The 26,077-nt window shown below is 68.6% G+C and carries 28 protein-coding genes; 18 read left to right on the forward strand and 10 right to left on the reverse strand.

From position 1 onward, the window contains the following. Window positions 1–136: 136 nt before the first annotated feature. From NMQ11_RS07570 to NMQ11_RS07580, 3 genes are read left to right on the forward strand one after another with little or no spacing between them, the layout of a single operon-like run. Window positions 137–706 (forward strand): magnesium transporter, encoded by a 570-nt coding sequence (locus tag NMQ11_RS07570; RefSeq protein ID WP_255170795.1) that lies wholly within the window; start codon window positions 137–139, stop codon window positions 704–706. Next, window positions 706–1,284 (forward strand): magnesium transporter, encoded by a 579-nt coding sequence (locus NMQ11_RS07575; protein WP_255170796.1) that lies wholly within the window; start codon window positions 706–708, stop codon window positions 1,282–1,284. Before NMQ11_RS07570 ends, NMQ11_RS07575 begins: the two co-directional genes overlap by 1 nt. Before the next feature lie 56 nt (window positions 1,285–1,340). Next, a complete protein-coding gene (locus tag NMQ11_RS07580) occupies window positions 1,341–1,523 on the forward strand; it encodes a DUF7550 family protein (RefSeq protein ID WP_255170797.1) in 183 nt (60 codons plus the stop codon). A 15-nt stretch (window positions 1,524–1,538) separates the two neighbouring features. Here the strand turns inward: NMQ11_RS07580 and NMQ11_RS07585 are convergent, their stop codons facing one another. Further along, window positions 1,539–1,751: a ribbon-helix-helix domain-containing protein gene (locus NMQ11_RS07585; protein ID WP_246969194.1), complete on the reverse strand. Its 213-nt coding sequence runs from the start codon at window positions 1,749–1,751 to the stop codon at window positions 1,539–1,541. A 138-nt stretch (window positions 1,752–1,889) separates the two neighbouring features. Then, complete coding sequence (locus tag NMQ11_RS07590) at window positions 1,890–2,186, reverse strand: hypothetical protein (protein WP_255170798.1); 297 nt, start codon at window positions 2,184–2,186, stop codon at window positions 1,890–1,892. Window positions 2,187–2,398: 212 nt separating this feature from the next. Between NMQ11_RS07590 and NMQ11_RS07595 the strand changes: the two genes are divergently transcribed. The 11 genes from NMQ11_RS07595 to NMQ11_RS07645 all read left to right on the forward strand — a co-directional run bounded on the left by NMQ11_RS07595 (window position 2,399) and on the right by NMQ11_RS07645 (window position 14,141). Then, window positions 2,399–2,989, forward strand: a complete 591-nt coding sequence (locus NMQ11_RS07595) for a sulfite oxidase-like oxidoreductase (RefSeq protein ID WP_255170799.1) — start codon at window positions 2,399–2,401, stop codon at window positions 2,987–2,989. A 32-nt stretch (window positions 2,990–3,021) separates the two neighbouring features. Next, window positions 3,022–4,353, forward strand: coding sequence for an isochorismate synthase (locus tag NMQ11_RS07600; RefSeq protein WP_255170800.1), 1,332 nt, complete (start codon window positions 3,022–3,024; stop codon window positions 4,351–4,353). After that, entirely contained in the window at window positions 4,350–6,116 is a 1,767-nt protein-coding gene (gene menD, locus NMQ11_RS07605) for a 2-succinyl-5-enolpyruvyl-6-hydroxy-3-cyclohexene-1-carboxylic-acid synthase (RefSeq protein ID WP_255170801.1), read from the forward strand. The genes NMQ11_RS07600 and menD overlap by 4 nt, the downstream gene beginning before the upstream one ends. Before the next feature lie 80 nt (window positions 6,117–6,196). Continuing rightward, window positions 6,197–7,606 (forward strand): amidohydrolase family protein, encoded by a 1,410-nt coding sequence (locus tag NMQ11_RS07610; RefSeq protein WP_255170802.1) that lies wholly within the window; start codon window positions 6,197–6,199, stop codon window positions 7,604–7,606. A gap of 104 nt (window positions 7,607–7,710) precedes the next feature. Continuing rightward, window positions 7,711–8,115 (forward strand): hypothetical protein, encoded by a 405-nt coding sequence (locus NMQ11_RS07615; RefSeq protein ID WP_255170804.1) that lies wholly within the window; start codon window positions 7,711–7,713, stop codon window positions 8,113–8,115. A 102-nt stretch (window positions 8,116–8,217) separates the two neighbouring features. Then, window positions 8,218–9,105 (forward strand): 1,4-dihydroxy-2-naphthoyl-CoA synthase, encoded by an 888-nt coding sequence (locus NMQ11_RS07620; RefSeq protein ID WP_255170805.1) that lies wholly within the window; start codon window positions 8,218–8,220, stop codon window positions 9,103–9,105. Window positions 9,106–9,319: 214 nt separating this feature from the next. Beyond that, on the forward strand, window positions 9,320–10,255 hold the full coding sequence (locus NMQ11_RS07625) for a 1,4-dihydroxy-2-naphthoate polyprenyltransferase (RefSeq protein ID WP_255170806.1): 936 nt from the start codon (window positions 9,320–9,322) through the stop codon (window positions 10,253–10,255). Then, complete coding sequence (locus tag NMQ11_RS07630) at window positions 10,255–11,358, forward strand: mandelate racemase/muconate lactonizing enzyme family protein (protein ID WP_255170807.1); 1,104 nt, start codon at window positions 10,255–10,257, stop codon at window positions 11,356–11,358. The genes NMQ11_RS07625 and NMQ11_RS07630 overlap by 1 nt, the downstream gene beginning before the upstream one ends. Then, window positions 11,358–12,908, forward strand: a complete 1,551-nt coding sequence (locus NMQ11_RS07635) for a class I adenylate-forming enzyme family protein (RefSeq protein ID WP_255170808.1) — start codon at window positions 11,358–11,360, stop codon at window positions 12,906–12,908. Before NMQ11_RS07630 ends, NMQ11_RS07635 begins: the two co-directional genes overlap by 1 nt. Before the next feature lie 57 nt (window positions 12,909–12,965). Further along, on the forward strand, window positions 12,966–13,709 hold the full coding sequence (locus tag NMQ11_RS07640) for an NRDE family protein (protein WP_255170809.1): 744 nt from the start codon (window positions 12,966–12,968) through the stop codon (window positions 13,707–13,709). A gap of 66 nt (window positions 13,710–13,775) precedes the next feature. After that, on the forward strand, window positions 13,776–14,141 hold the full coding sequence (locus NMQ11_RS07645; RefSeq protein ID WP_255170810.1) for a helix-turn-helix transcriptional regulator: 366 nt from the start codon (window positions 13,776–13,778) through the stop codon (window positions 14,139–14,141). Window positions 14,142–14,180: 39 nt separating this feature from the next. Here the strand turns inward: NMQ11_RS07645 and gatA are convergent, their stop codons facing one another. Next, window positions 14,181–15,452: an Asp-tRNA(Asn)/Glu-tRNA(Gln) amidotransferase subunit GatA gene (gene gatA, locus NMQ11_RS07650; protein ID WP_255170811.1), complete on the reverse strand. Its 1,272-nt coding sequence runs from the start codon at window positions 15,450–15,452 to the stop codon at window positions 14,181–14,183. A gap of 2 nt (window positions 15,453–15,454) precedes the next feature. Continuing rightward, window positions 15,455–15,727, reverse strand: a complete 273-nt coding sequence (gene gatC, locus NMQ11_RS07655; RefSeq protein WP_255170812.1) for an Asp-tRNA(Asn)/Glu-tRNA(Gln) amidotransferase subunit GatC — start codon at window positions 15,725–15,727, stop codon at window positions 15,455–15,457. A gap of 202 nt (window positions 15,728–15,929) precedes the next feature. Here gatC and NMQ11_RS07660 point away from each other — a divergent pair, with 202 nt between their 5' ends. Both NMQ11_RS07660 and NMQ11_RS07665 read left to right on the forward strand, forming a co-directional pair. Next, a complete protein-coding gene (locus tag NMQ11_RS07660; RefSeq protein WP_255170813.1) occupies window positions 15,930–16,910 on the forward strand; it encodes a transcription initiation factor IIB in 981 nt (326 codons plus the stop codon). Window positions 16,911–16,995: 85 nt separating this feature from the next. Then, window positions 16,996–17,124: a hypothetical protein gene (locus NMQ11_RS07665; RefSeq protein WP_255170814.1), complete on the forward strand. Its 129-nt coding sequence runs from the start codon at window positions 16,996–16,998 to the stop codon at window positions 17,122–17,124. Here NMQ11_RS07665 and NMQ11_RS07670 read toward each other — a convergent pair whose 3' ends face one another. Next, window positions 17,125–18,216 carry an asparagine synthase-related protein gene (locus NMQ11_RS07670; protein ID WP_255170815.1) on the reverse strand — a complete coding sequence of 364 codons (1,092 nt, stop codon included), beginning with the start codon at window positions 18,214–18,216 and terminating at the stop codon, window positions 17,125–17,127. Next, window positions 18,213–18,899: a PHP domain-containing protein gene (locus NMQ11_RS07675; RefSeq protein WP_255170816.1), complete on the reverse strand. Its 687-nt coding sequence runs from the start codon at window positions 18,897–18,899 to the stop codon at window positions 18,213–18,215. Before NMQ11_RS07675 ends, NMQ11_RS07670 begins: the two co-directional genes overlap by 4 nt. Before the next feature lie 163 nt (window positions 18,900–19,062). On the opposite strand from NMQ11_RS07675, the gene NMQ11_RS07680 reads away from it, so the two are divergent. Next, window positions 19,063–20,199, forward strand: coding sequence for a NosD domain-containing protein (locus NMQ11_RS07680; protein ID WP_255170817.1), 1,137 nt, complete (start codon window positions 19,063–19,065; stop codon window positions 20,197–20,199). A 15-nt stretch (window positions 20,200–20,214) separates the two neighbouring features. Here the strand turns inward: NMQ11_RS07680 and NMQ11_RS07685 are convergent, their stop codons facing one another. Then, complete coding sequence (locus NMQ11_RS07685; RefSeq protein ID WP_255170818.1) at window positions 20,215–21,315, reverse strand: Gfo/Idh/MocA family protein; 1,101 nt, start codon at window positions 21,313–21,315, stop codon at window positions 20,215–20,217. A gap of 237 nt (window positions 21,316–21,552) precedes the next feature. Here NMQ11_RS07685 and NMQ11_RS07690 point away from each other — a divergent pair, with 237 nt between their 5' ends. Then, window positions 21,553–22,413, forward strand: coding sequence for a PGF-CTERM sorting domain-containing protein (locus NMQ11_RS07690; RefSeq protein WP_255170819.1), 861 nt, complete (start codon window positions 21,553–21,555; stop codon window positions 22,411–22,413). Between the two features lie 43 nt (window positions 22,414–22,456). On the opposite strand, the gene NMQ11_RS07695 is transcribed toward NMQ11_RS07690, so the two are convergent. The 3 genes from NMQ11_RS07695 to NMQ11_RS07705 all read right to left on the reverse strand — a co-directional run bounded on the left by NMQ11_RS07695 (window position 22,457) and on the right by NMQ11_RS07705 (window position 26,028). Further along, window positions 22,457–23,530 carry a methionine synthase gene (locus NMQ11_RS07695; protein ID WP_255170820.1) on the reverse strand — a complete coding sequence of 358 codons (1,074 nt, stop codon included), beginning with the start codon at window positions 23,528–23,530 and terminating at the stop codon, window positions 22,457–22,459. Beyond that, the gene (locus NMQ11_RS07700) at window positions 23,527–24,528 is read right to left on the reverse strand and encodes a 5-methyltetrahydropteroyltriglutamate--homocysteine methyltransferase (protein ID WP_255170821.1); all 1,002 of its coding nucleotides are present in this window, start codon (window positions 24,526–24,528) and stop codon (window positions 23,527–23,529) included. Before NMQ11_RS07700 ends, NMQ11_RS07695 begins: the two co-directional genes overlap by 4 nt. Window positions 24,529–24,648: 120 nt before the next feature. Beyond that, the gene (locus NMQ11_RS07705; protein WP_255170822.1) at window positions 24,649–26,028 is read right to left on the reverse strand and encodes an MATE family efflux transporter; all 1,380 of its coding nucleotides are present in this window, start codon (window positions 26,026–26,028) and stop codon (window positions 24,649–24,651) included. Window positions 26,029–26,077: the final 49 nt, after the last annotated feature.

Genomic DNA, 26,077 nt, shown 5'->3' on the forward strand with positions numbered 1-26,077 from the left:
AGTCCGAATCCGACGACAGCCCTGTCGGAAACCGCACGCTTTTACCGCCGATCGTGGTAGCGCGGGCTACCCGTGCCCGTCCACACGAGAGAGACTATCCCGGTACGTTTACCATGGCTCTGAGACAGTCCGTAGTATGAACTACCGCGAAGAGTTCTGGGGGATCTACCGCGAAGCGATCCCGATCCTGTTGCTCGCACTCGGCGGCGGTCTCTTCGCCGGGCTGGTTCTCGAGGGGCTGTTAGAGAGCGTCGAGCGCTTTCCCGGCCTGCTCGTGATGGTGCCGGTGTTCCTCGCCACCCGCGGTAACGTCTACGGCGCGCTCGGCGGGCGGATCTCGAGCGGGCTCCACCAAGGGCTGATCGAGCCGCGTTTCGAGTGGAACGAGCGGCTGGTCAACGCGGTCGCCGCCTCGTTCGTCAACGGCATCACCATCTCGATCGTCATCGGCTTCCTCTCCTGGGGTGCGCTCCAGCTCCTCGACCGGAGTTCGGCGCACCTGTTCGAGCTCGTCGGGATCATGCTGCTCGCCGGGACGCTGACGTCGGTCGTGATGATCGTCGGCCTGCTCGCGTTGATCTTCGCGGGCTACAAGCTCGGCTACGACCCGGACAACCTGGTCGGCCCGATCGTCACCACGCTGGGCGACATCTTCGGGATGCTGTTCCTGTTGATCGCCGTCCTCACGGTCGAGGTGATCGTCTGATGCAGGTACCGCAGGGCTCGCTCGGAACCTGGTCGGCAAAACGCATCGTCGCGAACATGCTCCCCCTGCTGGTGGTGCTCTCGATCATCGTCCTCTGGGCGGGACTCACGCTCGAGGACGCAGAGGAGATGCTCAACGAGTACGGGCTGCTCGCGGTGATGGTGCCGGCGATGGTCGACATGGGCGGCAACCTGGGGGCGATCCTGAGCTCGCGGCTCACGACGCGACTCCACCTAGGGATGACCGACTTCGACCGCCGCGACCAGGCGCTGTGGGGGAACGTGCTGGCGATCCTGGCGCTCGCGTTCACGATCTTTACCGCCCTCGCCCTCGGTACCTGGGCGCTCGGCCAGGTCATCGGCGGCGCGCTCGCGCTGTCGACGCTGCTCGTGATCTCGCTCGTCAGCGGGATGTCGATCGCCGTCATCGCGATCGTCTTCAGCTTCTCGGCGACGTACGCCTCTTACCGCCTCGGGATCGATCCCGACGACACGACGATCCCCATCGTGACCAACGTCGTGGACGTCTTCGGGATGGTCATCTTCATCGGGATCTCCGCCTGGATGCTCGGCTTCTGACCGACACGCCGCCGCGGGTAGGAGGGCTTAAGTTCTCGACTCCGGAACCACCACGTATGGCAGACGACACCGAACCCGCCCAGGACCACGACTCGGCCGCAGACGTCGGACACGACCTCGAGGCCGAGCGGACGACCGCCCCGATGAGCGAGTACACGACCCGCGACGTCGGCATCGGCGCCGTCGTCACCCTCGTGGGACTGCTGATCGCCTTCGGTATTCCGCTGCTGGCGTTCTAAAAAGGGAGAGTCGCGTTAGAAGACGTACTCGTCGTCGTGGCCCATCATTCCGTCGTCTTCGAGGCCGGGCTCTTCTTCGTCCATCGGGCCGCTCGTCTTGTACGCCTTGATCCCCGTCGACAGGAGATCTTCGATCGCCTCCTCTCGGTTGACGAACTCGCCGCGCTCGACCATCTGGGCGATCTGCATCTCGAGGTGCTCGGGTATCGTGATCTCTACTTTCGGCATCTGATTCGGCTTTCGGCGAGGGGGTATTTAAGTTTGACGGGCGCGAACACGCCCGGAAACGGCGCGTCGTGTCCCGAAAAAGCGACGACCGCTCGAGGGTGTCGCCGGGATGGAGGCGGGAGTGTCGAACCGCGGGCGTTACTTGTTGCCCATCACGGAGTCGATCGCGTTTCGCAGCGTCGTGCCTGGCTGGGTCAGCATGCGGATCTGGCGCTGCATCCGACGCTGGTTGAAGTAGCTCGCGAACGCGAGGATCGTCGGCGGCCAGAGGCCGACGAACAGCCCCCGCTGGCGGTCACCGCGGACGAAGAAGTAGTACCACGAGAGGCCGACGGACGCCGCCGCGGCGAGCACCGCCGGGCCCAGTGCTTCCTGTCCCATTTGCTGTGCCTGTTTGGGCATCTGCTCTTCCTGTTGGGTTTGCTTTATCGCCATGCGATCCACTCGACTACGAGACGCTACTTCCGTATGGCGAGCGTTTCGATCGGTAGCTCGATGTTACCCCTCGTCCGAACCGTTCCGGACCGTTTCGATCCGCTCGCGGTCCGGGAAATCGCACCGTACCCGGATCGAACGGACCGACCGTAAAGAGCGCCACCGCGGACGAGAGCGGTACACATACGGTCGCGCGGGTCCGACCGTCGAGCATGAAGGACGTCACGGACCTCTACCGGGAGTTCGGCGACGACCGGCTGCCGCCGGGCCAGCGCGAAACCTCGAAGTTCCCCGTCCTCTCGAAGAGCGGCACGCCGGCGTGGGACCCCGAGACGTGGGAGTTTACCGTCACCGGCGCCGTCGAGGAGGAGCTCTCGTTCACTTGGGAGGAGTTCCGAGCGCTTCCGAGCGAAACGCAGCGACAGGACTTTCACTGCGTCACCGGCTGGAGCAAGTTCGACTGCGCGTTCACGGGCGTGCCGTTTCCCGAACTCGCCGAGCGGGCCGGCGTCGCAGACGACGCGGTCCACGTCATGTTCTCCGCGCTCGACGACTACACGACCGACCTGCCGCTCGAGGACTGCCTGCGTGAGGAGGTGCTGTTCGCGTGGGCGTTCGACGGCGAGGCGCTCGCGCGCGAACACGGCGGCCCGCTTCGGGTCGTCACGCCCCACAGGTACGCCTACAAGGGCGCGAAGTGGGTCGACGGCGTCGAGTTCCTCACCGAACCCGAACTCGGCTACTGGGAGCGCCGCGGCTACTCGGAGACCGCCGATCCCTGGCGCGAGGAACGATATAGTTAGGCTGAAGACCGCCCCGTCCCGAACTGTGTTCGATGGAGCGATCGTCGGGCGGTCGAGGGGAGACGGCGAACGTATCGGTCAGCGGCGCCGACCTGGTCGGCCGGAGTTGCGAACTCGAGGACGTCTCCTTCGGCGCCGTCCTCGAGGCCGCCGGCGGCTCGCGCGTGCAGTGGACCACCCCCGACGGCCTCGAGATCGTCGGCTGCGGCGCCGCCGCCAGCTTCGACGCGACGGGGCCGGCGCGCTGTCGTCGGGTCCGCGAGGCAGCTCGCCGGACCTTCGCGGACGTCGACCACGACGGCCCTCGCGTCGCCCGCCCGCGGGCGTTCGGCGGCCTCGCCTTTCACGACGGCCACGAACCCGTCCCGCCCTGGGGCGGCTTCGACGCCGCGTCGTTCGTCGTCCCGAGCGCCCTCGTCGTCCGCGACGATTCGAGCACCTGGCTGACGGTCGTCGGCGACGAGAGCGACGTCGACGACCGCACTGAGCGATGGCGGGATCGGCTGGCCGCGCTGCCGGCGATGCGCCCGAGCGGCTCCCGCCCGGGCGTCGTCGCGACCCGACGGACGACGAGCCGCGAGGAGTGGGCCGACCAGGTGGAGACCGCCCTCGAGCGCATCGCCGGCGGCGACCTCGAGAAGGTCGTTCTCGCGCAGGCGCTGTCGGTCGACCTCGAGGAGACACTCGACGTGCCGGCGACGCTCGAGCGGCTCCGCCGGCACTACCCCAACTGCTACCGGTTCCTGCTCGATCACAGCGCCGGCGGCACGTTCTTCGGGACGCCGCCCGAGCGCCTCGTCGCGAAACGCGGCGGTCGGGTCGAGACGGAGGCGCTCGCGGGCTCGGTTCCCCGCGGCGAGACCCCCGAGGCCGACGACGAGTACGTCGAGCGGATGGTCGACAGCGAGAAGTTCCAGCGCGAGCACGGCCTCGTCGTCGACTCGATCCGCCGCCAGCTGGAGTCGTTCGACGCGACGGTCACCGTCGCCGAGCAGACGATCCGCCGGCTGGCGACGATCCAGCACCTCCGGACGCCGATCGAGGCGGAACTCGAGCGCGAGACCCACGTGCTCGAACTCGTGGAGGCGCTCCACCCGACGCCAGCCGTCGGCGGCGTGCCGCCGCAGGCCGCCTGGGAGACGATCCGGAGCGTCGAGACGTTCGACCGCGGCTGGTACGCCGCGCCGGTCGGCTGGTTCGACGCCGCGGGCGACGGCGAGTTCGCCGTCGGCATCCGCTCGGGCGTCGCGACCGGCGACCGGGTGACGCTGTTCGCCGGCAACGGTATCGTCGCCGACAGCGACCCCACAGAGGAGTGGGAGGAGGTACAGCTGAAGTTCCGGCCGATCCTCGACGAGCTATGACGGTTCCGAACCGGGCGACGCTGTGGGGTCGGATCCTCGCCGACGAACTCTCGAAGGGCGGGCTCGAGGCGGTCTGTCTCGCCCCGGGGAGCCGATCGACGCCGCTTTCGGTCGCGTTCGCCCGTCACCCGGACATCCGGGTCTTTTCACACCTCGACGAGCGCTCGGCGGCGTACTTCGCGCTCGGCCGGGCGCGACGGACCGGGGAGCCGACGGCGCTCGTCTGCACCTCGGGGACGGCCGCAGCGAACTTTCACCCGGCCGTACTGGAGGCCGACCGCGGGCGGGTTCCCCTGCTCGTGCTCACCGCCGACCGGCCGCCCGAACTGCGCGACAGCGGCGCGAACCAGACCGTCGACCAGGTGAAGCTGTACGGAGGGACGGTCCGGTGGTACGCCGACCTGCCGGAGCCCGAGGCCGACGAGCGGAAGGTCAGGTCGTTGCGAACGACGGCCGCCCGCGCGCTGGCCGAGACGACGGGGACGCCGGCGGGGCCGGTTCACCTCAACTGCCCGTTCCGCAAGCCCCTCGAGCCGACCCCCGTACCCGGCGACGTCCCCGAGGCGTTCCGCGAGACGCTCGCCGGTGAGGGGCGGGAGGGACCGTTCGTCGAGACGGCGGCGGGCCGGTCGGTGGTCGACAAGGGGATTCGAGCGCGGCTCTCGAGGGTGCTCGAGGGCGCCGAGCGGCCGCTGCTGGTCGCCGGCCCGGCGGACCCGGCTGGCGAGCGTCCCGACCCCGAGCGCGTGGGTGCACTCGCGCGCGCGGTGGACGCGCCGGTACTGGCCGACCCGCTGTCGGAACTCCGGTTCGGCCCGCACGTCGGGGACGAGGGGGTCGTCTGCGGCGGGTACGACGCCTACGTCGGGACCCTTCCGGAGCCGGACGTCGTCCTGCGGTGGGGGGCGTCCCCGACCTCGAAACCCCTGCGCCAGGCCCTGCGGGACGCCGACTGTCGCCAGTTCCTGCTCGATCCCGCCGGGCAGTGGCGCGAGGCGACGTTTACCGCGACGGACCTGCTCGCGGCCGACCCCGGCCCGCTGCTCGAGGCCCTCGCCGCCGACCTGGCGGGCGCGACGGGGGGCGACGGGGAGTGGCTCGAGCGGGTTCGCGACGCCGAGGCGCGCCACTGGGAGCGCCGCGACGGGGCGCTCGAACCGGCGGCCCTCGAGTCCGACCCCTTCGAGGGGTCGGTGCTCGCCACCGCGTTCGAGGCGGCGCCCGATCCGGCGACGATCTTCGTCTCGAACAGCATGCCGATCCGGGACGCGGATCGGTTCGCCCGGCCCCGGTCGGCCGCGCTGTCGGTTCTGGCGAACCGCGGGACGAGCGGGATCGACGGAATCGTCAGCACGGCCCTGGGCGCGGGGAGTGCGACGGACGATCCGCTCGTCCTCGTCACCGGCGACCTCGCCTACTACCACGACATGAACGGGCTGCTCGCGCTCGAGCGCTGCGGGGTCGACGCGACGGTCGTCCTGATCAACAACGACGGCGGCGGCATCTTCCACATGCTCCCCATCGAGGACCACGATCCCCCCTTCACCGGCCAGTTCAAGACGCCCCACGGGCTCGACTTCGAGCCGACCGGGGCGCTGTACGACCTCGAGTTCGAGCGGGTCGACCGCTCCGACTTCGAAGCCGCCTACCGCGACTCCGTGGGGCGGGCGGGGACGCAAGTGCTCGAGGTGAGGTTCGACGCCGAATCCAGTCACCGCGTACGCGAGGGGTTCGTCCACGAAGACGTCGACCCCGACGCCTGACAGGCGCATCGGCCGGCGACGGAAACCGTTCGGATTGCTGAGATACGATGACTTTTGAGGCGACCGCGTGAGCCTCGAGTATGGATCTCGCAATCGTCGATACGCTCGCGCTGACGATGCGCAACGACGGACTCGGAGCGCTCGAGAACGCCACGATCGGCGTCGAGGACGGAGAGATCGCGTACGTCGGCACCGCCGAGTCGTTCGACGGCGACCCCGACCGTACCGTCGACGGCGCCGGGACGCTGACGCTACCGGGGCTGGTGAACGTCCACGCGCACACGGGGTTGACGCTGCTTCGCGGCGGCGCCCAGGACGTCCCCGAGATCGAGTGGATGAACCGCGCGCTCGGCCCGCTCGCCGAGACGATGGGCGACGACGACCACGTCGCGGGCGCCAGACTCGGCGTCCTCGAGGCGCTGCTCTCGGGGGTGACCACGATGGGTGAGTACGCGGCGAACGTCTCCCGGCTCGTCGAGGAGGTGTACGAGCCGATGGGCGTCCGGGTCGTCGCGACGGAGACGATCAACGCGGTCGCGGAGTCGACGGGCGACCTCGGTCCGGACGACCCGTATCCGCTCGATCCGGTGAAGGGGGAGGACGCACTCGAGCGAAACGAGGCGCTGTTCGAGGAGTACGCCGACCACGATCGGGTGTCCGCCATGTACGGCCCGCAGGCGCTCGACATGGTGTCGCCGGAGCTGCTCGCGGAGATCCGCAGCCGCGCCGAACGCCACGACCGGGGCGTCCACATGCACGTCGCCCAGGGCGACCGCGAACGCCGCCAGATCGAGGCCCGCTACGGCGACGGCGAGACGACCGTGAGCGTCCTCGAGGAGCTGGGGCTCGTCTCCGATCGGCTGCTGGCGGCTCACCTCCACGGGGCGAGCGCGGCCGAGCGCCGGCGGCTGGCCGACGCGGGGGTTCGGATGGCCGCCTGCCCGAGTTCGATCGCGGCCATCGACGGGATCACGCCGCCGCTGTGTGCGTTCCGCGAGGCCGGCGGCACCGTCGGAATCGGAACCGACCAGGCGCCCGGCCCGGGCGGCCACGACTTCCTGCGCGAACTGCGGACGACGGCGCTGCTCTCGAAGACCGACCGGGCCGATCCGACGGCGTTCCCCGCCCGGGAGGCGCTTCGCGTCGCGACGATCGAGGGCGCGCGGGCGCTCGGAATCGACGACGAAGTCGGCTCGCTCGAGGTCGGCAAACGGGCGGACGTCGCGGTGCTCGACCTCGAGACGCCGTCGACGGCGCCCGTCGTCTCCGAGCCGTTGCGGACGGCGATTCCGAACGTTGTCTACGGCGCGAACGCGGGCCTCGTCGGGACGGTGCTGGTCGGCGGAGACGTCGTCGTCGAGGACGGAGCCGTGACGACGGTCGACGAGGAGGGCGTTCTCGAGAAAGCGACCGCGCGGGCAGAGGCGGTGTTCTCGAGGGCGGCCGCGGACTGGCGGGCAGCCGACTCCCGACTCGTCGACCGGCAATAGTCGGGTTCTGTGAGTATCTTCTAAATTTATATTCAGTATTTGTGGGTATTGGAGTCATGCAAGATCAACGCTTAAATAAAGGTTCGTGGTACACCCGAGGTGCTATGGTTCGAAAAACCCGCCGCCGTTTCCTCGGAATGGCAGGAGCGACTGCGCTGACCGTTGCCGTTGCCGGTTGCGGTGACAACGGCGACGACGACGTCGTAGACGACGACGGAATGGACGACGGTGTGGATGACGACGGTATGGACGATGATGGCGTCGACGACGACGGCATGGACGACGACGAAGACGACGGCGTCGGTGAAGACGACGAAGACAACGGCATGGACGACGACGAAGACGACGGCGTCGGCGAAGACGACGAAGACAACGGCATGGACGACGACGAAGACGACGGCGTCGGCGAAGACGACGAAGACGACGGCCTCGACGACGACGACGAGGACAACGTCACCGACGACGAAGACAACGGCATGGACGACGACGAAGACGACGACGGCGTCTAATCGGTAGCCAGCCGTCCACGCGTACCGTGATTTTTTCGCGCAACCGACCGACCAGCGGTGCCGACGGGAACCTATTTGAGCGTCAGGTCCGGAGCCTCGAGCATGGTCTCTGACCTCTTCGACCCCGACCGGTGGGAGCCGGTCGAGGGGTTCGACTTTCGCGATCTCACCTACCACCGGGCGGTCGATTCGGGTACCGTCAGGATCGCATTCGACCGGCCGGCGGTTCGCAACGCGTTCCGGCCCGGAACGGTAGACGAACTGTACGACGCGCTCGACCACGCGAAACGCCAGACCGACGTCGGCTGCGTGTTGCTGACCGGCAACGGCCCCTCACCGAAAGACGGCGGCTGGGCGTTCTGTTCGGGCGGCGACCAGTCGATCCGGGGCGAAGCAGGTTACGAGTACGAGGGGAACGAGGAACGCGCCTCGGAAGCCGGACGGCTCCACATCCTCGAGGTCCAGCGGCTCATCCGTCACATCCCGAAGATCGTGGTCTGCGTGGTACCGGGGTGGGCCGTCGGCGGCGGCCACTCGCTGCACGTGGTCTGTGATCTCACGCTCGCGAGCGAGGAGCACGCGAAGTTCCTCCAGACCGACCCCGACGTGGGCAGCTACGACGCCGGCTTCGGCTCGGCCTACCTCGCCCGCCAGATCGGCCAGAAGAAAGCGAGGGAGGTGTTCTTCCTCGGGAAGACCTACTCCGCCGCGGAAGCCGCGGAGATGGGCATGGTCAACGAGGTCGTCCCCCACGACGACCTCGAGGAGGTCGCCCTCGAGTGGGGCCACGAGATCAACGCGAAGAGCCCGAACGCGATGCGGATGCTCAAGTACGCGTTCAACATGGCCGACGACGGCTTCGTCGGCCAGCAGGTGTTCGCCGGCGAGGCCACCCGGCTGGGCTACATGACCGACGAGGCCCAGGAGGGTCGGGACGCGTTCAACGAGGGGCGCGAGCCGGACTTCTCGGAGTACCCCTGGCACTACTGATACTGTCGGACAGAACTACTCGAAGATCGATCGCTCGAACTCGGCCGTCTTCAGTGATGACGGCCGAACTATCGCGATCGACTTCTCATTGACTTCTATCCGACAGTACGACGACCCAGAGCGCGCTCGGGCCGAGTCGTTCCCGGCGAACGAACTGTTGATCTCGGCAGTGTAATGCCAACGTTGACACTCCCCCGTGTTGGAGACTCGAGTAATGACGACGGCAGAGGTCTCACGGACGAGGGCGTGGCTCATGGCCGCGCGGCCGCAGACGCTGCCCGCAGCCGCGGCGCCCGTCATCGTCGGCACGGGGCTCGCGGTCCACGAGGGGGTACTCGCGCCGCTGCCGGCGCTGATGGCGTTCGTCGGCGCCGCACTGATTCAGATCGGGACCAACTTCGCGAACGACTACTACGACGCGGTGAAGGGGGCGGATACCGACGACCGGGAGGGCTTCACTCGAGTCACCCAGTCCGGACTCATTCCGCCCGAACGGGTCAAACTCGCCACGATCGTCACCTTCGGACTGGCGATCCTCTCGGGCACGTATCTGGTCTACGTCGGCGGCGTCCCGATCCTCGTGATCGGGCTCGTGAGCGTTCTCTGTGGCTGGGCCTACACCGGCGGCCCCTACCCGCTGGGCTATCACGGACTGGGCGATCCCTTCGTCTTCGTCTTCTTCGGCATCGTCGCCGTGATGGGCACGTTCTACGTCCAGGCGGCGTCGGTTCTCGCGGAGCCACTCACGACGACGGTTCCGCCCGGGACCGTCACGCTCGAGGCGTTCGCCGCGAGTCTCCCGGTCGCCGGACTCTCGACCGCAATCCTCGTCGTGAACAACGTGCGCGATCGGGAAACCGACGCCCGGACGGGCAAACACACCCTCGCGGTTCGCCTCGGCTACCGGGCGAGTCGCCTCGAGTTTACCGCCCTGCTCGTGCTCGCGTATTGCACGCCGGCGTGGTTCTGGCTCGCGACCGACGCCGGGCCGGCGGTCCTCCTCCCGCTGCTCTCGCTGCCGTACGCCGCGTTGATCGCACGCACCGTCTGGACGCGCACCGACGGCGCCGCGTTGAACCCGGCACTCGAGCAGACCGGCAAGCTGCTGGCACTGTTCGCGGTGCTGTTCGCACTCGGGCTGGTGGTGTGATGGGCCGAGATCCAAACTCCGACTCGAGCGCGGACGTCGACCGCGACGCGCTCGAGTTCGAGTACCGGTCGTTCAGCCTGCCGCTGTGTCGGCCCCTCGAGACTGCCCACGGGACGATCGACGGGCGCGACGGCGTGCTCGTTCGCGTCACCAACCGCAACGACGGGACGGCGGGGGTGGGGGAGGCGACGCCGCTCGCCGGCTGGACGGAGTCGCTCGCCGACTGCGAGGGCGCCCTCGAGCGAGCGGCCGCCGCGATCGGCGACGGCGGCGGGCCGGAGGCGGCGCTCGCGGCAGTCGACGGGGCTGTCTCGGCACGCCACGCCGTCTCCCTGGCGTTTGCGGACTTCGCGGCAAAACGGGAGGCCAAACCGCTGTACCGCCTGCTCGGACAGCCGATGCGGGTGGGGCGGGTTCCGGTGAACGCGACCGTCAGCGACGGGACACCCGAGGAGAGCGCGGCCGACGCCGCCGCGGCCGTCGGGCGCGGCTTCGACTGCTGTAAGCTCAAAGTCGGCGTCCGTGACCTCGAGACCGACCTCGAGCGCGTCCGTCGGGTTCGCGAGGCGGTGGGGCCGACCGTCGAGCTTCGCGCCGACGCCAACGGCGCGTGGACCATCGACCAGGCGGAGACCGCCGTCGAGGCGTTCGCCAACCCCGACTGCCGCGTCTCGGTGCTCGAACAACCGCTTCCCGCCGGGGCGCTCGAGGGCCACGCCGCCCTCCGGGGCCGCGGCGTTTCGATCGCCCTCGACGAGGGGTTGCTCGAGCACGGCGTCGACGAGATCTGCCGCGTCGGGGCGGCCGACGCCGTCGTGTTGAAACCGATGGCCCTCGGCGGGGTCGACGTCGCCCGGGAGGTCGCCGCCTGGGTCGTCGAGTTCGACCTCGAGCCGATCGTGACGACGACGATCGATGGCGTCGTCGCCCGGACCGGAGCGGTCCACCTGGCGGCGGCGATTCCGGACGTTCCCGCCTGCGGACTGGCGACGGGCAGCCTGCTCGCCGCGGACCTCGGTCGGGACCCCGTGCTGTTCGAGAAGGGGGCCGCGGTCGTCCCACAAGCGAAGGGTCTTGGCGTTTCGGACGTGTGGAACGGGTAATGCGAGCGCCGGTCGACTGGCCGACTGCGGACCTGCTGACGCACCGATCGCGGGCGACTCCCGAGCGAACGGCGATCGTCGACGCCGACACGGACGACGCGTGGACGTGCCGCGAGTTCAGCCGGCGAGCCGACGACGCGGCGATCGGCCTCGAGCGCCGGGGGGCCGACGGGCGGGTCGGGTTCTTACTCGAGGCCGGCCTCGAGTTCGCGGCCGCCTTCTTCGGCGCGATGCGGCTCGGAACGACCGTCGTACCGCTCAACCTCGCCGAGACCGCGAGCGAGCTCGAGGCGAAGGTGGACGGGCTCGACCTCGACGGACTCGTCTGCGAGCCCGACACGGAGGGGCTCGCGGTCGACCTCGCGAACGGTGCCACGCTCGAACGCGCCCCCGTCCTCTCGACGGGCGAGCCGAGCGCCGACGCCGTCGAGTCGCTGTACGGAGCGGTGAGCGGCCGGGGGGTGTCGCCGGTCGCCCTCGAGCGCGGGGACACCCAGCTGATCCTGTTTACCTCCGGCACCTCGGGCGAGCCGAAGGCCGTCCGCCTGACCGTTGGCAACCTGGTCGCCAGCGCGACCGCCTCGGCGTTTCGTCTCGGCGTCCTCCCCGAGGACCGCTGGCTCTGCTGTCTCCCGATGTACCACATGGGCGGGCTCGCGCCGGTTGTCCGAAGCGCCCTCTACGGGACGACCGCCGTCGTCCAGCGGGAGTTCGACGCCGAGGCGACCGCGCGCGTTCTCGACGAGTACGAGGTTACGGGCGTCTCGCTCGTCCCGACGATGCTGAAACGCCTGCTCGAGGCCGGCTGGTCGGCCCCCGTTCGCCTCCGGTTCGTCCTGCTGGGCGGCGCGCCCGCCTCGAGCGACCTGCTGGACCGCTGTCGCCGCCGCGGCGTCCCGGCGCACCCGACGTACGGGATGACGGAGACGGCCTCCCAGATTGCGACGGCGACGCCCGCGCAGGCGGCGACCCACGAGGGAACCGTGGGCCAGCCGCTCGTGTGTACCGACGTCACCGTCGTGGGCGAGGACGGGACGCCCGTCGGAGCCGGCGAGACGGGCGAACTCGTCGTCTCGGGGCCGACGGTGACGCCGGGGTACCTCGAGGCCGACCGGACGGAGGCGGCGTTCGGCGAGTACGGCCTCCACACCGGCGACGTCGGCTACCGGGACGCGGACGGCAGGCTGTGGGTGTTGAACCGCCGCTCGGACCGGATCATCACCGGCGGCGAGAACGTCGATCCGGGCGAGGTCGTCGACGTCCTGCGGAGTCACCCGCTCGTCGAGGCGGCCGCAGTCGTCGGGCTCCCCGACGACGAGTGGGGCGAGCGCGTCGCCGCGCTGGTCGTTCTCGAGGCAGGTACCGGAGACGAATCGCCGGCGCTGGAGGCGCTCCGGGATCACTGGCGCGAGCGGCTGGCGGGGTTCAAGCGGCCGAAGACGATTGCCGTCGCCGAGGGCCTCCCGCGAACCGCGTCGGGGACGGTCGACCGCGAGGCGGTCCGTGACGTCCTCCGGGAGCGGGGCATCGACGCGGGGACGCTCGGATAGGTCGCGTCCGGGACGACCCGCAGCAGGTTGAAACCCCTGGAACACCATACTCGAGTCGTGTGCACCCTTACGCTCGCCTGGCAGGTCTTCGAGGACGCACCGGTCGCGGTCGCGGCCAACCGTGACGAGGCGCTCGACCGACCCGCCGGCCCGCCCGACGTCTACCGCGCCTCGCCGCTCGTGATCGCGCCACACGACGTCGAGGCCGGCGGCACCTGGATCGGCGTGAACGAACACGGCGTGTTCGCGGGCATCACGAACCGCTGGACCGAGCGCGACCTCGCCGGGGAGCGCTCGCGCGGCCTGCTCGTCGCCGACGTTCTCGAGACGACGTCCGCGGCCGACGCCGCGGCTCACGTCGAGCGGACGACGAGCGAGCACGAGTACGAGGGGTTCAACCTCGTGGTCGCCGACGCCGAGGACGCGATTCACCTGGGGTGGGACGGATCGCTGTCACGGACCGCGTTCGATCCCGGCGTCCACGTCGTCGTCAACGTCGGCTTCGACGAGACGTTCGCGCTGCCGGCGGAGCGTCGCGACCTCGGCGAACGACAGGCCGAGAGCGCGCGGGCGGTCCGGGAGGCGCTCGAGCCCCGCGACGACGAGCGCGTCGAGGGGTGGCTCGAGCGCGCGGGGACCGTCCTCGGCGATCACGAGTACGGCGTCTGCATCCACGGCGACGGCTACGGGACGCGGTCGTCGTCGCTGCTCGCGGTCGGCGAGCGGACCCGCTACGAGTTCGCCGACGGTCCGCCCTGTCGCACCGCCTACGAGCCGGTCGGGATCGAAGGGCAGTTTTAAGCGGATTGCGGTACGTTATCCGGGTATGGACGCACTCCTGCCAGGAGCGAGTAGCACGGTCGAGAGGTGGTCGCCGTGAGCGCCTCACCCCCTGTCGCCGAGTCGGAACTTACCGAGGACGAGCTGGCGGGTCTCGAACTCGTTCGCGAGACGGGCGGGATTCACCAGAGCGACTTCTGGAAGGAACTCGACGTCTCCTCGCGCAAGGGAAGCCGGATCGTCGAGTCGCTCGTCGAGAAGCAACTCGTCAACCGCGAGCAGGCGGTGTACCAGGGTCACAACACCTACTACATCTCGCCGACGGCTCGCGATCTCGATTTCACGCTGCTGATGGCCGGGGACATGCTCTCGCCGTTTATCGGCGAGGAGGAGGTCGACCCCAACAGCGACGCCTTCTCCCAGTGGATCATGAACCTGGCCTACCAGGAGTAACGGCGGTTCACAGTTCGATTTTCGGCGGACGGGTACTCGCTACTCGAGCGCGCTCGCCGCCCGGACGATCGCCTCCTCGCCGAAGGCAGGGCCGATGAACTGCAGTCCGACGGGGAGGCCGTCGGTCTCGCCGGCGGGAACCGAGATCGCCGGCAGGTCGGCGAGGTTCACCGGCACCGTGTTGGCGTCTGCGAGGTACATTTTGAGGGGGTCCTCGAGGCTCTCGCCGAGTTCGAACGGCGGTACGGGCATCGTCGGCGACGCGAGGACGTCGACCTCGGACAGCGCTTCGTCGAAGTCCTGTTTCACCCACGCGCGGGCGTCCTGGGCCTTCTTGTAGTACTTGTCGTGGTAGCCCGCCGAGAGCGCGTAGGTTCCGAGCAGGATGCGCCGTTTGACCTCGTCGCCGAACCCCTCCTCACGAGTGCGCCCGAACGCGTCGTTCCAGTTGCCGCCAGCCTCCTCGGCGGTGTGACCGTAGCGAACCCCGTCGAACCGGGCGAGGTTCGAGGAGGCTTCCGACATCGCGATCACGTAGTAGGCCTCGACGGCGTGTCCGACGGAGGGGAGACTGACCTCGTGATGTTCGGCGCCCTGGGACTCGAGGTCGGCGACGGCGTCCCAGAACGTTTCGACGACGCCCTCGTCGGCGCCGGAGAGCAGTTCGGTCGGAACGCCGATCCGCAGCCCGTCGACGTCGCCGTCGGCCGCGGCGGCGTACTCGGCGTCGTCGACCGCCTCTCGAGACGTGCCGTCACGGTCGTCGCTGCCGGCGATCACCTCGAGCAGTTCGGCGGCCTCCTCGACGGTGGGCGCGAGCGGGCCGATCTGTTCCAAGCTGTTGGCGTAGGCGACGAGTCCGTACCGGGAGACCAGCCCGTACGTTGGCTTGATGCCGACCACGCCACAGAACGCGGCGGGACAGCGGATCGAGCCGCCGGTGTCCGAGCCGAGCGCCAGGTCGGCCTCGCCGGCGGCGACGGCCGCCGCGGAGCCACCGGACGACCCGCCGGGAACTCGCCCCGGGGCGGCCGGGTTGTCGACCGGACCGAAGTGGGAGGTCTCGTTGGTCGTCCCCATCCCGAACTCGTCCATGTTGGCCTTCCCGACGATGGTCGCCCCGGCGTCTTTGAGGCGCTCGACGACGGTCGCGTCGTACGGCGGGACGTACTCGGCGAGCATCTTCGAGCCGCAGGTCGTCCGGACGCCGGCCGTCGAGATGTTGTCCTTGACCGCGACGGTTCGTCCCGCGAGCGGTCCGTCGTCGTCGCCCTCGATCGTCTCCTCGGTGATGAAGATGTTCGCCGACATGGTCAGGACACGTTCGGCCCTTTGAAGTAGCCGTCCTCGGTCTCCGGGGCGTTTCGCAGCGCCTCGTCGAGACACGGTCGCGTCTCGTCCGGACGCATCACGTTCACCAGGTCGACCTCGCGGTCGACCGCCGGCACCTCGTCTAGCGTCTCGAAGTACTCGAGGATGTCCGCGAACTGGGCGGCGAACCGGTCGACCTCCTCCTCGGTGAGGTCGACCCGGGCCAGCGCCGCGACGTGGCGGACTTCCTCGGGGTTGACGGCGTCGTCGCTCATATGCTCTCCCACCGGCCTGCGGGGAGTAAGGGTTTCGATACCGTCGGCGGAGCCGAACTGCCGATATCCACGAACGGGGGATATACAGCTTCTACGCACGTTTCAGAAGTTCGTATCGTCTGTAAGGCACAGTATTTAAGTGCAGTTCTGCCGTGTGTAGAAACACGCTAGAGTTTTCCGGCGCACCCCACGCACCAGACCCATGACAGATTCCCCCATCCGAACTCGGACGAGCCAGCGGCGCACCACAGAGGCGGTGGAGTCGTCCGAGTCGAGCGAGCGGTCGACGGTTCGTTGTCCGGAGTGTGACGGCCGGTTGGTAAACGACGCAGAGCACGGAGAAACCGTCTGTGAGGACTGCGGGCTCGTCGTCGACGAGGGCGAGATCGACCGCGGGCCGGAGTGGCGCGCGTTCGATTCGGCCGAGAAGGACGAGAAGAGCCGCGTCGGCGCCCCCACCACGAACATGATGCACGATCAGGGGCTCTCGACGAACATCGGCTGGCAGGACAAAGACGCCTACGGCAAGGCGTTGAGTTCGCGCCAGCGACAGAAGATGCAGCGTCTCCGCACCTGGAACGAGCGCTTTCGCACCCGCGACAGCAAAGAGCGCAACCTCAAGCAGGCCCTCGGCGAGATCGACCGCATGGCCAGCGCCCTGGGACTGCCCAAGAACGTCCGCGAGACCGCGAGCGTGATCTACCGCCGGGCGCTCGAGGACGACCTCCTGCCGGGGCGGTCGATCGAGGGCGTCGCGACGGCGTCGCTGTACGCCGCCGCCCGCCAGGCCGGCACCCCCCGCAGCTTAGACGAGATCGCCGCCGTCAGCCGCGTCGAGAAGGACGAGATCGCCCGCACCTACCGCTACGTGATCCGCGAACTCGGCCTCGAGGTCAAACCGGCCGACCCCGAGAGCTACGTCCCGCGCTTCGCGAGCGACCTCGACCTCTCCGACGAGACCGAGCGGCGGGCACGCGGCCTGTTGAAGACGGCCAAGGAGACCGGCGTTCACTCGGGTAAATCTCCCGTCGGGCTGGCCGCGGCGGCCGTCTACGCCGCGGCGCTGCTCACCAACGAGAAGGTCACCCAGAACGACGTCAGCGAGGTCGCCAACATCTCCGAAGTGACGATCCGCAACCGGTATCACGAACTGCTCGAGGCCGAGGAAGGCGCACTCGCCTGAGACGCCGCTGTATCGAGTTCCTGGCGCAGCCAGAGGGCGGTATAGGCGCAGCATAACCAAGCCCTACGTTCTCGATTTCGAGCATATGGAATGCGACAACTGTGCCGGGACGGACGGGATCGCGTACACGCTCACGACCTACGTCGAACACGATCCGGACGAGCGGATCGACCTCCACTTCTGCTCGACGAACTGCCTCCGAGTCTGGACCTGACTACCGGGGACGCGTCTCGAGCAGCGACTCGACGTACCGGGTGACGTGGTCGTCCATCCGGCGTTTGTACCCCGCCTGTCGGGCCAGCCGATCCAGTTCGCGGGCGACCAGGCTGCCGTACTGGACGGCCTTTTTCTCTCGCATCGCGACCGGCTCGGGCAGGTACTCCGTCGCAACCTCCCGGAGCGCTCGCTTTCGACGGGTTTCGTCGGCGAGCAGCGCCGTCGGCAGGCGAAGCGCCGCCGTCACCACCGCGTCGTGAAGCAGCGGGGCGACGGGGTCGACGCCGCCCGCCTCGACGGCCAGCACGTCCCTCGGTAGCTGTTCGGGGAGGGTTCGAATCTGCTCGCGGACCGCCCCGCGAACGGTGTCGGCTTCGACGCGGTGGTCGAGGTGGACCACCTTCTCGTAGCCGCCGAACAGTTCGTCGGCGCCCTGGCCGACCGCGAGCCGATCGAAGCCGTCGGCGGCGACGGCCTCGCTGACGAGATACAGCGGGAGCGCGATCTGGACGTCCATCGCGTTCGTCCGGCCGATCGCCCGGGCGACCGCGGGGGCCGCGCGCTCGAGGTCTGCCGGCTCGAGGTCGACGACGGTGAGCTCGCGGCCCATCGCCTCGGCGGCGGAGCGGGCGGCCTCGACGTCGTGACTGTCGGGGAAGCCGACGACGTACAGCGGCGCGTCGAGCAGTTCGCCCACCAGCGCCGAGTCGACGCCGCCGGAGAAGGCGACGGCGACGTCGCCGCCGTCGCGGGTCGCGTCGACCGCCGTTCGGATCGCGCCGTCGACGGCCTCGAGGGCCGCGTCCCGGTCCGCTTCCGGCTCGGGGTCGGGAAGATGCCAGCGCTTCGCCGTCCCCGCTGCGTCGCGAACGGCGCCGGCGGGGAACGGGGACGGGTTCTCGAGGGCGGTCGGACGAAACGCCCACTCGACACCTGCGGCCTCCCGGTCGACGAACAGCGGAACCCGCCCGAGAACGTCGCGGACGAGCCGCCCGTCGAGTTCGCCGGCGAAACCCGCCGTTCCGGGAAATGGGTCGCCGGTTTCGAGCGCCCGACGGACGACCGTCTCGTCAGCCCCGCGGAGCGTCATCCGAGCAGCTCCGCGAGCCGGCTCTTCACGCGGCGTTTCGCGCCGCCGGCGGCCTGCCGGAAGCTGATCCGCCAGGGCGTGCGTTTGCCCTCGACGGAGGTCTCGCCGGCGGCGATCGCCTCGAGGATGGCGTCTGCGCTGCGTTCGGTCGCGCCGACGCGGGTGACCGCCTGACCGACCATCTCGCTGATGTGGGCGTCACTTCCCGCGGTCATCGGCAGGTCGTGAGCGCGGGCGAAGCGCTCGGCCTGGCGGTTGGCCCGGCCGGTGAGCAACCGGGAGTTGTACACTTCGATCGCGTCGGCCTCGGCGAGCTGTTCGCGGGTGATCCGGGTCATCACGCCGTGGCGCGACTCCTGGAACGGGTGGGGAACGACGGCGATGCCGCCCTGGGCTCGGATCGCTTCCAGGGTCGACTCGTAGGAGAGTCCCGGCGGAACCGCCTCCTCGACGCCGAGACCGAGGACGTGGCCGGCCTTGCTCGAGATCTCGATCCCCGGAACGCCGACCAGCCCGTAGTCGGATGCTCGCTCGACGAGCTCGAGGCTCGCGTCGATCTCGTCGTGATCGGTGATGGCGACCGCGTCGAGGCCGACGGCCGCGGCCTGTTCGAGGATGAGTTCGACCGGGTCGCGGCCGTCGTAGGAGAGCGACGAGTGGACGTGGAGTTCGACCGACAGCACGGGCTCTCCTTCGATCGGCCGGATAAAAAGGGCCTCGATACCGCGCCCGTGAGCAGGTCCTGACGGTCGCTCTGGAAGACCCGTTGAACTGTACACCGGAGCGGATTATATTTCAGATATTATGTGGTCCAATATATTGGTGTCCGGCGCGGCGACTGCACTGATGGCTGCACGGCATACTTCCAGAACGCACAGCGAACAGAGCCGCCGAACCCTCCTGCGGAGACTCGGTCTCACCGGTGTCGGGCTGGCTACCGTTGCGACGGCCGCCTCCGCCGCCGGGGACGACTCGAGCGGGGCGGACGATTCGCTCGGAGGCGATGACTCGGCTGAACAGGACGGCTCGAGCGAGACCGATACGTCAGACTCGACGGACGCCGAGACGCCGACCGAGATCGACTCGTGTACGGTGATCGACGAACCCGGCGAGTACGAACTCGTCGCCGACCTCGCGCCGGTCGAACTCGAGCAGCCGGGCTGTATCGTCATCGACGCCGACGACGTCACGCTTCGAGGGAACGGACACACGATCGACCTGAGCGACACCGCCTACGAGGGAGACTTCCGGTACCCCGACCCCAGTTGCATCGTCGTCAACCCGTGGGATCGGGGAGACGAGATGGTCTGGGAGACCGCGGTCGAAAACGTCGAGGTCCGCGGCGCCCGCGCGGGAATCCTCTCGAGGTTGAACAACGGCGGGAGCTACACCGGAATCACCGCGGTCGATAACGTCGACGGTTTCAGGTTCTACGTCGACGGCGGGCTGCTCGAGGACTGCGTTCTCGCGGACAACTACCGGGGAATCGTCCTGGACGGAAATCCGGACATCTGGGGCGGATCGAACGCGTCGATCACCGGCTGTACGCTGCAGCGAAACGAGAACGCGGGTCTCCGGGTAGGCCACGAGGGTAGCGCCGACGTGACGGCCAGTCGCATCGTCGAGAACGGCGTCGGAATCTCGCTGTCTGCCTTCAACGCGGGAGCCACCGTCGAGGGGAGCCACATCTGTCGCAACGATGAGTACGGCGTCGAGGCTGGATCTGACCCGGGGTACGAAGACGAGTGGGAGCCGGAACCGCCGAGACAGGCCGAGGTTCTGGCGACCGGAAACTACTGGGGTGCGGCCACCGGTCCCGCCAGTTTCGGTGACCCCGACGAGGCCTTCACCGACCCCGAGACCAGTCGACCGGCCGACGGCGACGGCGACGCCATCTCGGAGGGGCTCGAGGACGGCGTGAGCAACGTCCGGTTCGATCCGTTCGCGGAATCGCCGATCGGAGGCGTCGGCGCCCAGCGGTAGTATTCGAACCCCGTCCTACTCGAGGCTCACCCACTCGCCGCGCTCGTCGCTCGCTGCGATCGCCGCGAGGATCCGCTGGGCAGCGAGGCCGTCCTCGAAGCTGGGCTCGAACTCGCCGTCCGACTCGACAGCCGAGAGGAACTCGTAGTTCTCGTGGACGAACGTGTGCTCCCAGCCGATGACGTGCCCCGGCGGCCACCAGTGGTCGACGTAGGGGTCGTTCTCGTCGGTGACGAGGATCGTCTCGTAGCCCCGGTCGCCCTCCCGGAGGAGTTCGAGTTCGTTCAGGCGCTCGAGCGAAAAGCGCAGGCTCCCCTCCGATCCCTGGATCTCGATCGTGTGGTCGTTCTTGTGTCCCGTGGCGAAGCGGGAGGCCTCGAGCGTGCCGATCGCACCGCTCTCGAGTTCGATCTGGGCGGTGTAGGCGTCGTCGACGGTGACGGGGCGGGTCTCGTCTCCCCCTTCGACGGGGCGCTCGTCGACGAACGTCTTCAGCTGGCCGCTGACGCGGTCGACCTCGCCGGCGAGAAAGCGCACGAGGTCGACGGTGTGCGCGCCGAGGTCGCCGAGTGCGCCCGAGCCGGCCATCTCCTCATCGTTTCGCCAGGACCACGGCGCCTCGGGGTCGACGAGCCAGTCCTGCAGGTAGCGGCCCCGGACGTGGTGGATCTCGCCGAGTTCGCCCCGCTCGAGCAGTTCCTTCGCGTACTGGATCGCGGGGACGAACCGGTAGTTGAACGCACAGCCGCTGGGAACGTCGGCGCTCCGTGCGGCCGCGGCCATCTCTTCGGCCGACTCGAGCGTCGGCGCGAGCGGCTTCTCGCAGAAGACCGGCGTGCCGGCCTCGAGGGCGGCGATCGAGGGTTCTGCGTGGACGTGGTTCGGTCCGAGGTTGTAGAAGGCGTCGACGTCGTCGATCACGTCGCGCCAGTCGGTCGCCGTCGACTCGAACCCGAGCCGGTCGGCGGCCTCGGCCAGCGCCTCCTCGTCCCGGCCGACGAGGACGCTCCGTTCGACCGCGGGCGCGTCCGGGAAGAACATCGGGAGCCGGGCGAGCGCGTTCGCGTGGGCTTTGCCCATGAAGCGATACCCCAGTACACCGACGTCGAGGGTCATACGGGGACGTTCACCCGGACGGTAGTTAGCGTTTGGTGGTTCGGCGTCTAGAAGGACAGGTGGTAGTCACCGCCTGGCGTCTCGAGTACGCCAGCCCTACGGGCTGTACGTCGATCATAGCTACGTAGCGGCTGCTGGTACCGGCCGGTAGACAGGTCGGATTCGCCGGCGGCGGCCGGAGTAAAGCCCTCTCTACCGTATTCCCGACGGCGGACCGAGCCTCACCCCCTTCAATCCATGTCAACGCAGCGAACGTCGATTCGAAACCGCGTTCTGGTTATCGTCACACTGTGTACTCTCCTCACCGGCCCGGTCGCCGTGGTGTCGGCGTCCGGCGGGGCGCTCGCCGACGACGCGAACGCGACGGAAGAGCCGTACCTCGAGGACGTGCCCGAGGAGGGCGACGAGTACTTCGAGATGGAAGATCCAGACGGCGAGTGGATCAGCTACCTCAACCCGCGGGACTGGTACCGCGACCCGATGGCCGGCGACGGCTCCGGGAAGATCTGCGTCACCCTGCTGAACGAAGAGGGCGAGTTCATCGTCGGCGAGACCGTCCCCGAGACGACCGCCACGATCGACACCGGCGACCCCCTCGACTGGCACCCCGACGCGAACCCGGTGGTCGTCGAGTTCCCGCTGACGGAGCACTACGACCGGCCGCTGGACGCCGACCAGTTCGGGACGACCGACGACAGTCCCCAGGGTGACGGCTCCCTCGATTCACACTGCGTCGAGTGGCACGGCCTCGAGGACGACGCCACGATCGAGTACACCGACGTCGAGATAGCGGGCGAGCACGCCGACAGAATCGAGGTCGTCGGCTACGTCCAGCAGGCCAACGAGGCGTGGGACACCGACGTCGATCCGCTCGAGGACGCGGTTCCCTACGAGGAAGTCGGCGGCTGGAGCTACCAGACGGAGGACTCGCACGGACAGGTCGTGGTCGTCCTGCAGCTACAGTCGGGTGACGGCGACCGGTCACAGCCCGCGGGCGAAACGAGTTTCGCCGATCGAATGCCGGGTTTCGGCCCGCTCGCTGCACTCGCCGCGGTGGGAGTCGCGCTGATCGGCGCACTCGCCCGGCGCCGTCGCTGAGTCGCCAGCGTCCGCGAAAACGAGCGACGCCGTCGCGGCCGGATCAGTCGTCCGCCGGTGCGGGCGCGCCGCGCTCGACGTCGATCTCGCCCGCGTCGAGGTCTTCCTCGACGTTTCGGGCGGCTTCGACCATGTTCGCCATCTTGCCGTAGGCGACCTCCCGCGGCAGGAGCTTCAGTCCGCAGTCCGGCGAGACGACGAGCTGTTCGGGCGGGACGACCTCGAGCCCTTTCTTGATGTTCCGCTCGATCTGCTCGACGGACTCGACCTCGGCGACGTGGGCGTCGGTGACGCCGAGCGCGAGGTCCTTGGTGAACGCGGGGTCTGTGAACACGTCGAGCTGGTCGTAGTCGCCGTTGGCGAGTTCGAGGTCGAACTCGTCGACGGGGAACTCGAGGATCTCGGGGTAGATCCGGGAGTAGTCGCCGTAGCAGACGTGGAGCCCGACGCGGACCTCTTCCGGAATATCGTCGACGATGCGCTCGAGACAGCCGCCGACGATGGCGTGGTCGTCGGGGGTGGTCGCGAGGGCGGGTTCGTCGATCTGGATGTAGCGCGCGCCGGCCTCGACGAGCTTCTCGATCTCCTCGTTGACCAGGTCGGCGAGGTCGTAGGCGAGCGCCTCGGTGTCCTCGTAGGCCTCGTTGAACGACCAGTTCGCGAGCGTGTACGGACCCGTAATGGGGACCTTGACCGGCCGGTCGCTCGCCTCGGCGGTGAACTCGTACTCCTCGACGAGCCACGTTTCGTCGTAGGCGACTTCGCTCACGACGCTGGGTTTGTCGAAGTAGTTGTGTCCCCACACCTTCACCGGGCCGTTGAACTCGTAGCCGTCGATCCGGTGGGCGAAGTACTCGACCATCTCCGTTCGGCGCATCTCGCCGTCGACGACCACGTCGAGGCCGGCGCGTTCGTGTTCGGCCGTGATGAGCCTCGAGGCGTCGTCCGTCGCCTCCCGCCAATCGCCCTCGTCGAACTCGTGGTCGGGGTCCTCGTACAGCTCCTTCGCCCGGTTGAGCCACTTGGGTTTGGGGTAGGAGCCGACGACGGTCGTCAGCAGGAAGTGCTCGTTCTCGTGATCGGCGGGTCGGAACTGGTCTTTGTTCTCGTTCGTCATACGGTGTTCACCTCGGTGAGCGCCGCGGCGTCGGCGAGCGCCTCGAGTTTGGCCTCGAACTTGCTGTACGGCAGGTAGAACGTCTCGGTGTTGGTCGTCAGGTAGGCAGTGTCGAACTCGGCGGCCGGCAGCTGGTCGAACACCCAGTCGGCGCGGTCGCGGATCGCCTCCGGATCCTCGACCAGCGTGTTCTGACCGTCGGCCAGTCCGAGCGCGATGTCGCCCTTCGTGCCGTACTCCTGGATGTTGTACAGGTTCTCGTCCTGGTTCGCGACGAAGTCGAAGCCGACCGCCTCGAACGCGGCGTCGAGCAGGTGGGCGTACACCTTCTCCTCTATGGCGCCCCAGTAGGTGTGGACGACCACGTCGGCGTCCGTGGCGGCCGCGACGGCGTCGATCGCCTCGCTGGCGCGCTCGTCGAGTCCGTCTCCCGGCGGGCTCTCGACCAGCGAGGGCTCGAGGAGGAACAGCGTCTCGTGGTCCGGGAAGGCCTCGAGTTCGCCCGCGAGGAACTCCGCGATCGCCGCGAGGAAGTCGGCTTCGTCGCCGTAGTGCTCGTCGGTCGCCAGATCCGCGAGCGAGTACGGGCCGGGAAGCACCGCCTGGAGGGGTGCGTCGGATCCAGCGGCGGCCGTCTCGAGTTCCCGCGCGACGTCACCCGAAAAGTCGAGGTCGCCGGAGACGACCGGCTCCCGGTAGAAGTTGTTGTTGTCGTAGTACCGGACGATGCCGCGGGTCTCGACGGCGTCGTGGACGGCCAGCGGGTGTGCGAGCATGTCGTCCCAGCGAAGCTGGCCCTCGGCGATTCGGTCGAGGCCGACCGCGTGCTGAGTGTCGATCACCTCGGCGCGCGCCTCGTCGTAGACGCCGGTGATCGCCTCGCCCTCGTCGCCGCTGACGAGATCGTGTTTCTGGTGGCCTTTCAGGCCCGAAAGATCGTCTTTTGCCCAGTCCGGAAGCGGGAACAGCCCGGGCGTGGTCGAAACGTACTCGGTCATGCGTACGCCGGGCTAGGCTATGCCGACGCTTAATATTTACCATATCCAGAAATGCATTACAGTAATCCCTATCGGGCCGATTCGAGCCGCCAGGTAGAAGCGAGTCGCCGGTCGGACCGTCTATCGCTGCCGTTCGGCGTCGGCCCGTTCTTCCATCATGTTCGCGGCCGTCTCCGCCCACCCACCCCAGCGGAAGCCGACCCCGACGACGACGGCCCAGCAGACGTACGACAACACGATTCCCGCGTAGACGCCGGGCAGACCGTAGCCCAGTACGATTCCTGCGACGTAGGAGACGCCGAGCATGACCGCGAACGCGCCGACGAACCGGGCGTAAAACGGCGTTCTGGTGTCGCCGGCACCTCGCAGCGCGCCGGCGAGCGGGAAGAAGATCCCGAAGAAGAGCATCGAGACGCCAAACACGCGGGTGAACTCCGCCGCGTAGCCGATCGTCGTCGGGTCCTGCGTGAAGATCCGCGCCAGGGGGTCGGCGGCGACGAACAGGACGACGCCACAGAACCCTAGAGTGATGACCCCGAGTGCGAGGATGGCGTGACCGGCGAACCGCGCCCCGTCGGGATCCCCCTCGCCCAGCGTCTGTCCGACGATGATGCTCGAGGCGGTGCCGAACGAGCGGTACAGCGGCCCGGTGAGTTGCTGGTAGATCCGCCGGCCGATGTGGTAGGCCGCGTTCACCTCGGTACCGAACAACAACAGGAGAGCGTTGAACGGGAAGTTCGCTACCGACGTGCTCATCCCCTCGGCGAAGTTCGGGACGCTCACTGCGACGAGTTGGCGAGCGATCGTGGCGTCGGTCGAGGGGACCAGCGACGGTCGCGTTCGCTCGTGGGCGATCGCGCCAACGATGGCGACGGCTTCGAACGTTCGGCTCACGGCGGTCGCGATTCCGACACCGACGATGCCCAGCCCCGGGGCGATCCAGATCCCCAGCCCCAGAACGACGGTCAGCACGATGTTGAGCGCGTTCGCGCCGCCGTTGACGACCATCGGGGTCCGCGTATCCCCGGTTCCCTGTAGCGAACGGGCACCGACGATGCCGACGATCCGCATCGGTGCGGCGGCGAAGACGAGCGTCAGGTAGAGCCCACCCAGCCGAACGACCTCCGACTCCGCTCCGAGGGCAGCGATGAGTAGCGGACCGGCCAGCAGCCCGAGGAGGACGAACGGAATCCCACAGCAGAAACCGATCGCCAGCGCCTGCGTGATGGCTGCATCGCGGGTTCGCTCCGCACCGCGACCGGTGTCCTGGCTCGAGAGCGCGATCGCACCCGTGCCGAGGCCGAGACCGACCCGCAGCGGGATCTGGGCGTAGAGATCGGCGAGACCGACCGCGGCGACCGCTGCCGGCGAGAACAGTCCGGTAACGACGATATCGACGGTCCGCATCAGCGTGTTGAGCGTCTGCTGGACGGCGATCGGCCAGCCGAGCGAGACCGTCCGCCGCCAGATACCGAGCAGCTGCCCTCGAGAACCGGTCATCCGTCTCCTCGGATGGATAGCATGGATAACAGGGTACCGGAAGGAGTGG

The sequence above is a fragment of the Natrononativus amylolyticus genome, assembly GCF_024362525.1.
In the GTDB taxonomy this organism is placed as follows: domain Archaea; phylum Halobacteriota; class Halobacteria; order Halobacteriales; family Natrialbaceae; genus Natrononativus; species Natrononativus amylolyticus.

Bases quoted from the DNA above. Each gene is read 5' to 3' on its own strand.
- NMQ11_RS07585 (WP_246969194.1), bottom strand. From the start codon at position 1,751: ATGCCGAAAGTAGAGATCACGATACCCGAGCACCTCGAGATGCAGATC.
- NMQ11_RS07665 (WP_255170814.1), top strand. From the start codon at position 16,996: ATGGAATGCGACAACTGTGCCGGGACGGACGGGATCGCGTACACGCTC.
- NMQ11_RS07680 (WP_255170817.1), top strand. From the start codon at position 19,063: ATGGCTGCACGGCATACTTCCAGAACGCACAGCGAACAGAGCCGCCGA.
- NMQ11_RS07580 (WP_255170797.1), top strand. From the start codon at position 1,341: ATGGCAGACGACACCGAACCCGCCCAGGACCACGACTCGGCCGCAGAC.
- NMQ11_RS07575 (WP_255170796.1), top strand. From the start codon at position 706: ATGCAGGTACCGCAGGGCTCGCTCGGAACCTGGTCGGCAAAACGCATC.
- NMQ11_RS07660 (WP_255170813.1), top strand. From the start codon at position 15,930: ATGACAGATTCCCCCATCCGAACTCGGACGAGCCAGCGGCGCACCACA.
- NMQ11_RS07705 (WP_255170822.1), bottom strand. From the start codon at position 26,028: ATGACCGGTTCTCGAGGGCAGCTGCTCGGTATCTGGCGGCGGACGGTC.
- NMQ11_RS07620 (WP_255170805.1), top strand. From the start codon at position 8,218: ATGGTCTCTGACCTCTTCGACCCCGACCGGTGGGAGCCGGTCGAGGGG.
- NMQ11_RS07615 (WP_255170804.1), top strand. From the start codon at position 7,711: ATGGTTCGAAAAACCCGCCGCCGTTTCCTCGGAATGGCAGGAGCGACT.
- NMQ11_RS07570 (WP_255170795.1), top strand. From the start codon at position 137: ATGAACTACCGCGAAGAGTTCTGGGGGATCTACCGCGAAGCGATCCCG.
- NMQ11_RS07600 (WP_255170800.1), top strand. From the start codon at position 3,022: ATGGAGCGATCGTCGGGCGGTCGAGGGGAGACGGCGAACGTATCGGTC.
- NMQ11_RS07670 (WP_255170815.1), bottom strand. From the start codon at position 18,216: ATGACGCTCCGCGGGGCTGACGAGACGGTCGTCCGTCGGGCGCTCGAA.
- NMQ11_RS07635 (WP_255170808.1), top strand. From the start codon at position 11,358: ATGCGAGCGCCGGTCGACTGGCCGACTGCGGACCTGCTGACGCACCGA.
- NMQ11_RS07700 (WP_255170821.1), bottom strand. From the start codon at position 24,528: ATGACCGAGTACGTTTCGACCACGCCCGGGCTGTTCCCGCTTCCGGAC.
- NMQ11_RS07625 (WP_255170806.1), top strand. From the start codon at position 9,320: ATGACGACGGCAGAGGTCTCACGGACGAGGGCGTGGCTCATGGCCGCG.
- NMQ11_RS07695 (WP_255170820.1), bottom strand. From the start codon at position 23,530: ATGACGAACGAGAACAAAGACCAGTTCCGACCCGCCGATCACGAGAAC.
- gatC (WP_255170812.1), bottom strand. From the start codon at position 15,727: ATGAGCGACGACGCCGTCAACCCCGAGGAAGTCCGCCACGTCGCGGCG.
- NMQ11_RS07595 (WP_255170799.1), top strand. From the start codon at position 2,399: ATGAAGGACGTCACGGACCTCTACCGGGAGTTCGGCGACGACCGGCTG.
- NMQ11_RS07590 (WP_255170798.1), bottom strand. From the start codon at position 2,186: ATGGCGATAAAGCAAACCCAACAGGAAGAGCAGATGCCCAAACAGGCA.
- NMQ11_RS07610 (WP_255170802.1), top strand. From the start codon at position 6,197: ATGGATCTCGCAATCGTCGATACGCTCGCGCTGACGATGCGCAACGAC.
- gatA (WP_255170811.1), bottom strand. From the start codon at position 15,452: ATGTCGGCGAACATCTTCATCACCGAGGAGACGATCGAGGGCGACGAC.
- NMQ11_RS07630 (WP_255170807.1), top strand. From the start codon at position 10,255: ATGGGCCGAGATCCAAACTCCGACTCGAGCGCGGACGTCGACCGCGAC.
- NMQ11_RS07690 (WP_255170819.1), top strand. From the start codon at position 21,553: ATGTCAACGCAGCGAACGTCGATTCGAAACCGCGTTCTGGTTATCGTC.
- menD (WP_255170801.1), top strand. From the start codon at position 4,350: ATGACGGTTCCGAACCGGGCGACGCTGTGGGGTCGGATCCTCGCCGAC.
- NMQ11_RS07685 (WP_255170818.1), bottom strand. From the start codon at position 21,315: ATGACCCTCGACGTCGGTGTACTGGGGTATCGCTTCATGGGCAAAGCC.